Raw genomic sequence first — 11,689 nt, forward strand, 5'->3', positions numbered from 1 at the left:
ATTTTATTAAAGTTACCTCTTTTTAAGCAAACACCCGATTTTACAAGTGTTTTTTATAGTACCTCGATCTGGTTTTTCAGTAAATCTTCAAATTCATCGCGCTTTCTGATGAGATGTGCTTTTCCGTCCATAAATAACACTTCGGCTGGTTTAAGCCGTGAGTTAAAGTTGGAACTCATTTCAAAACCATAAGCTCCGGCATTTCTAAAAACCAGAATATCACCTTCGCGAACCTCATTCAGTTTTCTGTCCCATGCGAAAGTGTCGGTTTCGCAGATGTTCCCTACTACCGTATAAATTCTTTCAGCTCCTTTTGGGTTCGAAAGGTTTTCAATAATGTGATACGAATCGTAAAACATCGGACGGATCAGGTGGTTGAAACCGGAGTTAATTCCTGCGAAAACCGTAGCAGTAGTCTGTTTGATGACATTCGTTTTTACGATAAGATGCCCGCTTTTACTCACGAGATATTTCCCAGGTTCAAACCAAAGTTCGAATTTCTTTCCGGAGTTTTTTGAGAATTCAGCAACGGCTTTCTCTACTTTTTTGCCCAATTCTTTCACGTCGGTTTCCATATCGCCTTCCTGGTAAGGAACTTTGAAGCCACTTCCCATGTCTAAATATTTCAGATTCGGGAAATGTTCTGCCAGTTCGAACATGATTTCCAGACCCTGAAGAAAAACATCAGGATCTTTTATTTCGCTTCCGGTATGCATGTGAAGTCCTTCTACATTGATATTGGTGGTTTTCATCACCCTTTCAATATGTCGGAGTTGATGAATGGAAATACCAAATTTAGAATCGATATGGCCTGTAGAAATCTTATAATTTCCACCGGCAAAAATGTGTGGATTAATTCTTACGAAAATGGGGTAGGCATCGCCATATTTGTTTCCGAACTGCTCCAAAATCGAAATATTATCGATGTTGATATGTACTTTCAGCGTCATTGCTTCCTCAATCTCTGCAAGATCAACGCAGTTCGGCGTAAAAAGAATTTTCTTTGGTTCGAAACCAGCTTTTAAACCCAGTTTTACCTCGTTAATGGAAACACAATCCAGGCTTCCGCCAAGATTTTTCACATATTTTAAAATATTGATGTTCGAAAGTGCTTTACAAGCGTAGAAAAACCGTGTGCTCTTGTGAAATGAAGACGTGAGTTTTTCGTATTGAATTTTAATGGATTCTGCATCATAGACATAAGTAGGTGTGCCATATTCAGCGGCTATTTTCAATAAATCCTGGTTGGTCATAGTTAATTGTTAATTGTTACAGTCGAAATCTGAGGCTAATTTCTGGTTTGGAAACAGAGCCTAAACATCAGATTAGAATCTTAAGAAGTTGCAAATGTAGAAATTTTGCAGAAAAAAATTATTTAGGAAGAGGCTGAATTTCAAAATCTTCTCGCAAAAGGGCTAATTTTAAATCATTTTGCAGATCTGCGGTGGTCGTATTAAGGTCGATTTTCAGTGCTGTAATTTTTTTCCAGGAATTGATTTGCGTGTGAAGTTCGTAAAAACCATACGCTGTAAGTTTGCCTTTTTCAAAAATAACAAACGATTTTTCGCCCAGAGTTCTGCCTCCGGAAAGCCACATTTCGTTGCGGTTTTTCAGACTTAATGTTTTAGCCAATTCTTGTGGGTCGGCATATTTTTCCTGAGTGTTGATGAAGCTTATCGCTTTTAAACCCTGGGTAAAAGAACTGAATTTCAGGATTGGTTTTTCGGTTTTCTCACTGGCGACTTTTTCAACAAAATATTTTCCGTTTTTATGATAAAGTCCGAACGGAAGATTTTCGCGTTTTCGCAATCCTTTGGTTTTCATCATCAGTTTTGCAAGAATATCGTTTCCTGTGAGTTCGTACTGAATATGCTCTACCTCATCCTGCAGTTGTTTCCAGCGTTTGGACTTAGAATTGAACATCATTTTCGCGAATTTGCTCAGATCATCTACAAAGTCGAAGAAGATAATTTTTCCTTCGGCATTCTGCAGGTAAATTATCCCTCTTTCAAACGGTAAATCCTGGGTTAAATCCCTGATTTTGTTGAGATAAGACTTTGAATTTAATTCTTCATGGTGTTGCTGAATAATTTCGGAATCTTTATCCTTAATCATCAAAAGCTTAAAAAGATCCAGGGTCGCACGCGCATCGCCGGAAGCGCGATGGGCATCTACCAAAGGAATTCCCAAGGATTTTACGAGTTTTCCTAAAGAATAACTTTCTGCTTCGGGAATGAGTTTCTTAGCCAGCGGAATGGTGTCTAACGTATTGATTTTGAAATCATAACCTAATCTTTTAAATTCCTGTCGAAGCATTCGGTAATCAAACTCAATATTATGTCCGACTAAAGTGGTATTGGCAGTAATTTCGACAACTCTTTTTGCGATTTCATGAAATTTTGGTGCAGTTTTCACCATTTTGGGTGAAATATTGGTTAATTTCTGAACAAACGGCGTAATATCGCTCTCTGGATTCACCAATGAGATAAATTGGTCTACGATTTCGTGACCATCATATCTGTACACTGCAATTTCAATAATGCTTTCTTTCCTGAAACCTGCTCCGTTACTTTCTATATCAATTACTGAATACATTTTTTCTTTTTCTGGCATCAGTTTTTGGATTCCCAAAAAACAAGTGCAATTTTACCTCTTTCTTCCGCCCAAACCAAACATTCCCAGTACAAATTTTGCGCCTTCGCGCGCAAGGGTAGTCGTGAAGGTTCGTCCGGCGCGTGATTTCATCACTGATTCGAACATTCCGGGCTCTTCTTTTACAGGCTTTGTTTTTTGAGTTGGTGCTGCATTCTGAACGGCCTGTTCCATTCTGCTGGTGAGCATTTCGTAAGCAGAATCCTTATCGACATTTTCTTCGTATTTTGCTACAAGTGCCGAGAGGCTGGTTAAATCTGTTACTTCGGATTCATCCAGAATATCCATTCTTGATTCTGGAGAAATGAGATACGTATGAACCAATGGCGTAGGAATTCCTTTTTCATCGAGCGCCGTAATAAAAGCTTCCCCAATCCCGAGATTCTGAATCAGTTCATCGGCCTTGTAATATTCGGTAATCGGGTAATTATCAACCGCTTTTGAAATCTCTTTTCTGTCTTTCGCAGTAAATCCGCGCAATGCGTGCTGAATTTTCAGACCAAGTTGGGAAAGTACATTTTCGGGAACATCACCGGGGATTTGAGTGATGAAATAAATCCCGACCCCTTTAGACCTGATCAGTTTTACCATGGTTTCAATCTGGTTGAGCAGTGTTTTTGAAGCTTCTTTGAAAATGAGATGTGCTTCATCAATGAAAAGCACCAGTTTGGGTTTACCGGAATCGCCTTCTTCCGGAAAAGTCATATAAATTTCAGCAAAAAGAGAAAGCATGAAAGTTGAAAACAGCTGAGGTTTGCTCTGGATATTTCCTACTCTCAATATATTTACCACGCCTTTTCCGTCTCTTTGGTGCAGTAAATCCTCCACATCGAAACTTGGCTCTCCGAAAAACTGGGCTGCTCCCTGTTGTTCCAAAGCTACAATTGACCGAAGAATTGCACCCAAAGATGCGGGAGAAATAGATCCGTAATTATTGGCTAAATCTGCTTTCCCCTGCGGATTATCAGTGACATACTGCAGGACTTTTTTCAGATCTTCGAGGTCGATAAGCGGCAAACCTTTGTCATCGCAATATTTGAAAACGATAGAAATAATGCTTTGTTGTGTATCATTCAGTTCCAGAATTTTCGAAAGTAAAATGGGTCCGAACTCCGTTACTGTTGCGCGGAGTTTAACACCTTTTTCACCGGAAATCGACATCAGTTCCACCGGAAAAGCCTGTGGCTGATAGGTAAGTTTTGTTTTTGCATAACGCTCGCTGATGTTCTTATTTTCTTCACCGGGTTCAGCAATTCCCGAAAAGTCACCTTTAATATCTAAAACTAAAGACGGAATTCCTTTGTGGGAAAGCTGTTCTGCAAAAGCCTGCAAAGTTTTTGTTTTTCCTGTTCCGGTAGCGCCGGCGATAAGGCCGTGTCTGTTAATGGTTTTCAGGGGAAGGGTAACGTTTACTTCAGGTATAACTTCACCATCGAGCATCCCTTTTCCCAATATTATGAAATCTCCTTTTGGAGAATATCTTGCCGAAAGCTCTTCAATAAATTTCGCTTTATCTGCCATGTTGAATTAAGTTTTATTTTATAAAGATAAAAAATATTGAAAGACTTCAGAATTTTTCCTATAGATTAGTAGTTAAGGTGCTGATGAAAATCATTTTTAATTCGGATAAAAAAATCTTAAATTTGGATTGCCAAATGAAAAGGTTTTTTCTTACCATATTATCCGCATTAATTTTTCTGGCGAGTTTTCAGAATTCACTGATTTTGGTCGATTATCAGATCAACAGAGATTTCTATGAAATCCATTGCGTGAACAAGGCAAAGCCAGAGTTAAACTGCCATGGCAAATGCGAGATGCAAAAAGAAAGCAGCAAAAACGAATCTTTGTTAAAAGTCGTTAAATACAGTTTCGAATTTAATATTTTACCTTCTCAGCAACCAGAATTAGCATCCTCCAAGAATCCAGATTTCAAAACCAATCAGCAGATCAATACATATAAAGATTTAGGTATGCTGAAAGTTTATCTGAATATTCTTCCGCATCCGCCACAAGTATAAATTTCATTTATCGGGCTGTTCACTTTTGGGCAGCAAATTTTAATTTTTTAAGACTTTGTCCTGAAAAGCATTTCCTCCATCCTAAAATTTATAAAAAATGAAATTTTCACTAAAAATATTCGTGGCATTCGTTGCGCTTTCAATCTTCCTTATTTCCTGCAGAACATCAGATGATCCTGTTACACCGCCATCAGTTAACGAACTTGAAGGGTTGGTTAAGGTTAAAGAATTTTCAAATGACACCCACACCATCGAACTTTATACCGCTACCGGAACGACACAATTAGGTTATAACGACCTGAAATTCAGGATTAAAAACAAATCCAGCAATCAGTACGAAAAAAATGCGTCAGTAAACTGGAGTCCCGTGATGCACATGACTTCAATGAGCCATTCCGGGCCGAAGTCTTCAATTACCAAAGTAACTCCAGATGGCACTTTGTATACCGGCTATCTTGTCTTCCAAATGCCACAAAACGCTACGGAATACTGGGATGTGAAATTCGATTATTCCATTAACGGAACGGCTTATACCGCAACCACTGTAGTTGATGTTCCTGATTCAGCAAAAAGAAGGGTGAATTCGTTTTTAGGCAGTGATAACACGAAATATATTGTTGCCTATATCGAACCCAGAACACCAAAAGTTGCTGTAAATGACATGACTCTTGGAGTCTGGAAAATGCAGGATATGATGACTTTTCCTGTGGTTGACGGTTACACCGTGAAAATCGATCCCCGAATGCCTGGAATGGGTAATCACGGCTCGCCAAATAACGTGAACGCGACCCAAACTTCACCCGGAAAACTGTATAACGGAAAACTTTCGCTTACCATGACCGGTTATTGGAAGATTAATCTGCAACTCGCAAACGCAGCCGGAACAGTGTTGAAAGGTGAAGAAGTTACAGACCAAAATCCTGCATCGTCACTGTTTTTCGAAATCGAGTTCTAAGATCAATAACTGTTTTCGTAGTCTTTAGCAAAATCTGAATGTCCGTTTTTGAAGGATTCGTTTCCTGAAGTTGGTTATCTTAGCCAGCCAGAACGGACATTTCTTTCATTTTTGAATACAAATTATAATGAAAAAGAATTTCGTCCTGATTTCAATACTTATTTCTGTGGCAGCCGCTGCTCAAAACATCAATCCGGATTCTCTGCAGCACCACAGCATTCAGGAAGTTGTAGTTATCGGTACCAACCGAATTTCTGCGAAGGATTCCAAACCCCTGAGTTCCATTGACGAATATCTGCAGAAATCAGCAAAAATAGAAATGATCAAGCGCGGAGCTTACGCCTGGGAACCGCTGCTGAACAATATGCCAACCGAAAGAACGGTAATTACCATTGACGGTATGAGGATTTTCGGGGCATGTACAGATAAAATGGACCCTGTAACTTCTTATGTGGAAATATCGAATCTTTCAGAAGCGGAAATCAGTTCAGGACAGGCCGGAACTGCGCATGGCAACACGATTGGCGGAGCAATTGATCTGAAAAGAAACCGGACAGGATTTGGTGAAAAAAAATGGAGTTTCGGTGTAAATTCAGGCTTTGAAAGCGTTAACCGACAGAAGATTTTCGGCGGTTCAGCGGCCTATAAAGCGCCAAAATTTTTCGCCGATTTTAATGTGATGTCCAGAGATGCTGATAATTATAAGGCTGGTGGTGGTAAAGATGTTCCATATTCACAATTCCGAAAAATTAATTTTTCAGGAAATTCCGGAGTTAAAATAGGCGACAATAAAATGCTCGAAGCCTCCGTGATTTACGATAAAGCTACCGATGTAGGTTATCCGGCTTTGCCTATGGATATTTCACTGGCTGAAGCGCTGATAAGTTCAGTAAAATTCCAGCTCGTTCCCGTTTCAGATTTCTTCACCAACTGGGAAACTAAGGTTTATTTTAACAACATCACGCACAGAATGGATGATACCAAACGTCCCGCAGTTCCCATCCATATGGATATGCCGGGTTGGAGCAAGACTTTTGGTTATTTCACCAACCTTAATGCGGAGTTGCCCGACCATCACTTTACCGTAAACCTTAACGGTTTTTCGAATTTGTCAACGGCTGAAATGACCATGTACCCAGCCAATTCCACCGAAAAACTGATGTTTATGTACACGTGGCCTCAGGTGAGAACATTATTTCAGGGGATTTATCTTGATGATCATTTTAATCTGAACGGAAATTCTTCGCTTCAGATTTCAGGATCGCTGGGTTACCACTCCAATAAAGTGGAAAGTGAATTTGGACTGAACAGTCTACAGATTTTTTACCCAGAAATGGATGGCCAGAAAAACCGCCTGCTGAAAAGCATTTCTGCAAAATATAAGTATTCAGTAAATATGTTTGAATTCGGTTTTGGTGGTGGTTACGGCGACCGCGCTCCTTCGGTATCGGAAGGGTATGGTTTTTACCTTTTCAACAGTTCCGAAAAGTACGATTATGTCGGGAATCCCAACCTTAATAATGAATCGTCGCTGGAAGCCAATGCTTTTGCCGCCTTTAAAAATGAAAAATTTTCAGTAAAACTTTCTTCCAGTTATTTCCATATTTCAGATTATATCGTTGGAAAAGTTATTGGAGGACTTGTACCGATGACGATTGGTGGAAAGGGTGTAAAACAATATGGCTCTCTGGATTATGCCACAATTTTTAATGCAGATCTCAATACGCAGGTTCAGCTTTTTTCTTTTCTAAAATGGAATTCGCAGTTTAGCTATGCCCGCGGAAAGGATTACAGCAAAGAAAATCTTCCGTTTATGAGTCCGTTGAGTTACCGTTCGGCATTACAATTTTACAAAAATAAACTCTCCGCAGAATTTTCAGTTTTCGGCAATTCCAGATACCGTGATTTTGCAGCTGTTTACGGTGAAACAGAAACGCCGGATTACACAATCTTTAATGTTAATGCAGGTTACCAGTTCAGCTTTAACGGGGTGAAAGTTTTAACTAAAATTGGCGTTGAAAATATATTCGACCGACTTTACACATCGTATGCTGACTGGAACAAAATTCCGCGTCCCGGAAGAAATTTTTACCTTAATCTTAATCTGAATTTTTAAAATCTTTAATTCAAAAATCACATATCGACCCTGCAAAAGGCAGATATTTTTAGTAAATTTGTTAACCATCAAAAAATGAAAATCATGAAAAGGGATTTAATTATTGAGCAACTTATCGCAGAACAGCGTAAGGTTATTGAAAGTTTACAGCAATCTGTAAATCAATATAGAACCGCTTCGGATATGGATGAAGAAAGCACGCACGATCCGGAAGATTTTTCTCATCAGACCCAGGCTAAAGATATGCAACTGCGGTTCGAAAAGATGTTGAGCGAGGCTGAAGAAAATCTCAGTTTTTTGATGAACGAGAAAGAATCAAGTCACCATATGATCGAAAAGGGGAGTGTAATCGAAACCGATAGAAACTTTTTATTCGTAGGTATTTCGGTGCCGGTTTTCGACATTGATGGCAAAGAGGTGATTTCCTTTTCGGATAACGCGCCAATATATGAAGGATTCAAAGGAAAAAAAATTGGCGACCGCGTTAAGATTGGTGATAATTCATATGAAATACAGTCCATTGGGTAAAATTGAATACAGTTGGGCTGTAACAAAGGTTACGCTGGTTTTTAATTTAATAAGTTAGTTTTGCCAAAAAATAATTGATGGAGTTTTTAGGATATTTTTCGGCAATCGTAATAGGCCTGGTAATGGGTCTCATTGGTGGTGGTGGAAGTATTTTGAGCGTGCCGGTTTTCGTGTATGTATTTGGTTTCGATGCAGTTACTGCTACCGCGCTGTCGTTGTTTGTTGTAGGAATTACGAGTTTGGTAGGCTCGGCAGGTTTCATCAGACAGAAACAGATTGATTTTAAAACAGCGTTTACGTTCGGGATTCCATCGATTTTGGGCGTTTTGTTTTCACGCAGGCTGATTCTGCCGCATTTGCCAGAATATATCATTAACCGGTGGGGAATAACACTCACCAAAGATATGTTTCTGCTTTTGCTTTTTGCAATTTTAATGCTGATTGCCTCGTATAAAATGATCAGAAAAAATGAAAGGCCAAGATTGCAGAGTTTCGAAGATACCAACTATACCATTTTAATTTCGCAAGGACTTTTGGTAGGAATTATCACAGGATTAATTGGTGCCGGTGGAGGATTTTTAATTGTTCCCGCACTGGTTATGCTGCTGGGCCTGCACATGAAAAAAGCGGTAGCTACTTCACTTTTTATCATTTCAATGAATTCTATTCTGGGATTCATCAGCACCATGGAGATGGTGAGCCATGACTGGGGATTTCTACTTGGCTTCACAGGTTTATCCGTAGTGGGCATCTTCGTGGGTATTGCCGTTTCCAAAAAAATGGATGGCCGAAAACTAAAACCGCTGTTTGGATGGATCGTTCTAGGAATGGGCATTTTTATTATCATCAAAGAAGTATTTTTAAAACAACAATTTTAGATATGAAAAATATACTCGTTGCAGGTTTCGCATTGTTTTTAATGAATTCCTGTACCAAAACAGAAACCAATTCAGCTTCAACGGAAAATGAAAAATCTGCTGAAATAGGACTTGTACAAAAACCTTTAACACTGAAAAGCGCTACAGGTGAAGAAATTTCGGTAACCTATTTCTCTGAAGGTGATGCAGTTGCTGTAAAAATTCAGAAAGCTGGAGAGGAAGAACAGAAGCTATCTGCCAAAACAGTGAACCCAAGCGGTAATCCCATTTTTACAAATGAGGAATTTATGTGGGAGCTCACACAGGAAGGCCAGGCCGGTAAGTTGTCTGACAAAGACGGTAATGTTACCGAATATAACTAATTCAAAATGCTATAATCAATTATTTCGATTGATCGCTTGGTGTATATTGTGAGCAATTTCACCAAATTTGCATTAGTTAAAAAAATTACCATGAAAATAGAACAAATATATACAGGATGTCTCGCACAGGGTGCATATTATATCGTTTCTGAAAATGAAGCAGCCATCATCGATCCGTTGCGGGAAACAAAACCTTATATCGAAAGGCTTGAAAAAGATGGGGTAAAGCTCAAATATATTTTTGAAACACATTTTCATGCAGATTTTGTATCGGGACACTTGGATCTTTCAAAAAAAACTGGTGCACCAATTGTGTACGGGCCAACAGCAGAACCGGATTTTGATGCGATAATTGCAGAAGATAATCAGATTTTTACCATAGGAAAAATTAAAATTAAAGTGCTGCACACGCCAGGACATACTATGGAAAGTTCAACTTTTCTCCTGATTGATGAATCTGGAAAAGAAACCGCAATTTTCTCTGGCGATACCTTGTTTTTAGGGGATGTAGGCCGCCCGGATCTCGCACAGAAAGCTGCGCACATGACTCAGGAAGAGTTGGCGGGCTTACTTTACGACAGTCTTCAGAACAAAATTGTTCCGCTTGCTGATGACATCACGGTTTATCCGGCACACGGAGCAGGTTCAGCGTGCGGAAAAAATATGCAGAAAGAAACTGTGGACACTTTAGGGAATCAAAAAAAGACCAATTATGCACTGAAACAGCCCAATAAAGAATCTTTTATAAAAGAAGTTTTAGACGGACTTTCGGCGCCGCCCAAGTATTTTGGGATGAATGTCGCCATGAATAAAGGTGGCTACGATGATTTCGAAAATGTACTCGAAAAAGGTAAAAATCCATTGAACGCAGAAGATTTTGAAAAAACAGCCGAAGATTCTGGCGCATTGATTCTCGATACCCGAGCTGCGGCCGATTTTCACAAAGGATTTATTCCAAACTCCATCAATATCGGGCTGAAAGGAGATTTCGCACCGTGGGTTGGGGCCATGATTGTAGATGTAAGGCAGCCCATTCTTTTGGTATGCGAAAATGATACGGAAGAAGAGGTGATTACAAGGCTGTCAAGAGTTGGTTTTGATCATGTTTTGGGATATCTGGAAGGTGGTTTTGAATCCTGGAAAAATTCAGGTAAGGAAATTGACACGATTCAAAGAATTTCTGCCGACGAATTTGCTGAAAAATTCAATGAAAATTCAAAAGTAATTGATGTAAGAAAAGAATCCGAATATGAAGCAGAACATGTAAATGAAGCCTTCCGAAGACCGCTTTCCGAAATTAACGATTGGGCTGGAACGCTGGATAGTGACGAGCATTTTTTCATTCACTGTGCCGGCGGATACCGCAGTATGATTGCGGCCAGTATTTTAAATTCCCGTGGAATAAGAAATTTTTCTGAGATCGAAGGCGGATTCAATAAAATAAAAGAGACGAGTGTGCCAAAAAGTAATTTTGTTTGCCAAAGCAAAACTTTGTAAGCGATTCCAAAAACAACAAAAATGATCGATTTTATCAAGAAATTATTCGGTAAAAACAAGGTTGATTATAAGGCTCTCGTAGAAAATGGGGCACAAATTATTGATGTAAGAACTCCCGCCGAATACAGTAGCGGAAGCATCCGCAATTCTAAAAACATCCCTTTGCAGCAGCTTGTGTCGGAGATGAAAAAATTAGATCTTAAGAAGCCAATTATAACCTGCTGCGCAAGTGGGATGAGAAGTGCTTCTGCCAAAGCGATTCTTAAACAGAACGGTTTCGAAGTGTATAACGGCGGAGGCTGGAATGCTCTACAGAAAAAACTTTAGCAGAAAAAACTGCTCTCCTAAATCTTTAGTTTAATTTTAAAAATAATACTATGTCACAAAAATTTCAGGAACTAATCAACTCTGAACGTCCTGTTTTAATCGACTTTTTTGCCACTTGGTGTGGGCCCTGCAAAGTTCAGTCTTCGGTGCTTACCACTGTTAAAGAAAATATCGGTGATCTGGCAAGAATCGTAAAAATAGACGTAGATCAGTATCCAGCGATTGCTGCAGAATATGGTGTAAGAGGCGTTCCTACTTTAGCGGTTTTCCGTAACGGAGATTTACTTTATAAGCAGAGCGGTGTTCACGATGTGAATACTTTAACCAAACTTCTTAAGGATTTTTCTAACAGTTAG

General features: G+C 39.3%; 12 protein-coding genes. 9 read left to right on the top strand and 3 right to left on the bottom strand.

Annotated features, from left to right (window positions below; genetic code table 11):
• Positions 1 to 53: 53 nt before the first annotated feature.
• From lysA to V5N63_RS02920, 3 genes are all read right to left on the bottom strand, one after another.
• Complete coding sequence (lysA, locus tag V5N63_RS02910; RefSeq protein ID WP_332032757.1) at positions 54 to 1,253, bottom strand: diaminopimelate decarboxylase; 1,200 nt, start codon at positions 1,251 to 1,253, stop codon at positions 54 to 56.
• Between the two features lie 118 nt (positions 1,254 to 1,371).
• Positions 1,372 to 2,595: a 3'-5' exonuclease gene (locus V5N63_RS02915; protein ID WP_332032758.1), complete on the bottom strand. Its 1,224-nt coding sequence runs from the start codon at positions 2,593 to 2,595 to the stop codon at positions 1,372 to 1,374.
• Between the two features lie 51 nt (positions 2,596 to 2,646).
• Complete coding sequence (locus tag V5N63_RS02920) at positions 2,647 to 4,173, bottom strand: helicase HerA-like domain-containing protein (protein ID WP_332032759.1); 1,527 nt, start codon at positions 4,171 to 4,173, stop codon at positions 2,647 to 2,649.
• A gap of 134 nt (positions 4,174 to 4,307) precedes the next feature.
• Between V5N63_RS02920 and V5N63_RS02925 the strand changes: the two genes are divergently transcribed.
• The 9 genes from V5N63_RS02925 to V5N63_RS02965 all read left to right on the top strand — a co-directional run bounded on the left by V5N63_RS02925 (position 4,308) and on the right by V5N63_RS02965 (position 11,689).
• Positions 4,308 to 4,670, top strand: a complete 363-nt coding sequence (locus tag V5N63_RS02925) for a hypothetical protein (protein WP_265143711.1) — start codon at positions 4,308 to 4,310, stop codon at positions 4,668 to 4,670.
• A 97-nt stretch (positions 4,671 to 4,767) separates the two neighbouring features.
• Positions 4,768 to 5,625: a hypothetical protein gene (locus V5N63_RS02930; RefSeq protein ID WP_332032760.1), complete on the top strand. Its 858-nt coding sequence runs from the start codon at positions 4,768 to 4,770 to the stop codon at positions 5,623 to 5,625.
• Positions 5,626 to 5,752: 127 nt separating this feature from the next.
• Positions 5,753 to 7,741 (top strand): TonB-dependent receptor plug domain-containing protein, encoded by a 1,989-nt coding sequence (locus V5N63_RS02935; protein ID WP_332032761.1) that lies wholly within the window; start codon positions 5,753 to 5,755, stop codon positions 7,739 to 7,741.
• 84 nt (positions 7,742 to 7,825) lie between these two features.
• Complete coding sequence (locus V5N63_RS02940) at positions 7,826 to 8,269, top strand: hypothetical protein (protein WP_332032762.1); 444 nt, start codon at positions 7,826 to 7,828, stop codon at positions 8,267 to 8,269.
• Positions 8,270 to 8,346: 77 nt separating this feature from the next.
• The gene (locus V5N63_RS02945) at positions 8,347 to 9,147 is read left to right on the top strand and encodes a sulfite exporter TauE/SafE family protein (protein ID WP_332018278.1); all 801 of its coding nucleotides are present in this window, start codon (positions 8,347 to 8,349) and stop codon (positions 9,145 to 9,147) included.
• Between the two features lie 2 nt (positions 9,148 to 9,149).
• Complete coding sequence (locus V5N63_RS02950) at positions 9,150 to 9,509, top strand: hypothetical protein (protein WP_332032763.1); 360 nt, start codon at positions 9,150 to 9,152, stop codon at positions 9,507 to 9,509.
• Between the two features lie 90 nt (positions 9,510 to 9,599).
• Positions 9,600 to 11,006 carry an MBL fold metallo-hydrolase gene (locus tag V5N63_RS02955; protein WP_332032764.1) on the top strand — a complete coding sequence of 469 codons (1,407 nt, stop codon included), beginning with the start codon at positions 9,600 to 9,602 and terminating at the stop codon, positions 11,004 to 11,006.
• A 21-nt stretch (positions 11,007 to 11,027) separates the two neighbouring features.
• Positions 11,028 to 11,333 (top strand): rhodanese-like domain-containing protein, encoded by a 306-nt coding sequence (locus V5N63_RS02960; RefSeq protein WP_332032765.1) that lies wholly within the window; start codon positions 11,028 to 11,030, stop codon positions 11,331 to 11,333.
• Between the two features lie 50 nt (positions 11,334 to 11,383).
• A complete protein-coding gene (locus V5N63_RS02965) occupies positions 11,384 to 11,689 on the top strand; it encodes a thioredoxin family protein (protein WP_332032766.1) in 306 nt (101 codons plus the stop codon).

Source organism: Kaistella sp. (assembly GCF_032060305.1).
In the GTDB taxonomy this organism is placed as follows: domain Bacteria; phylum Bacteroidota; class Bacteroidia; order Flavobacteriales; family Weeksellaceae; genus Kaistella; species Kaistella yananensis.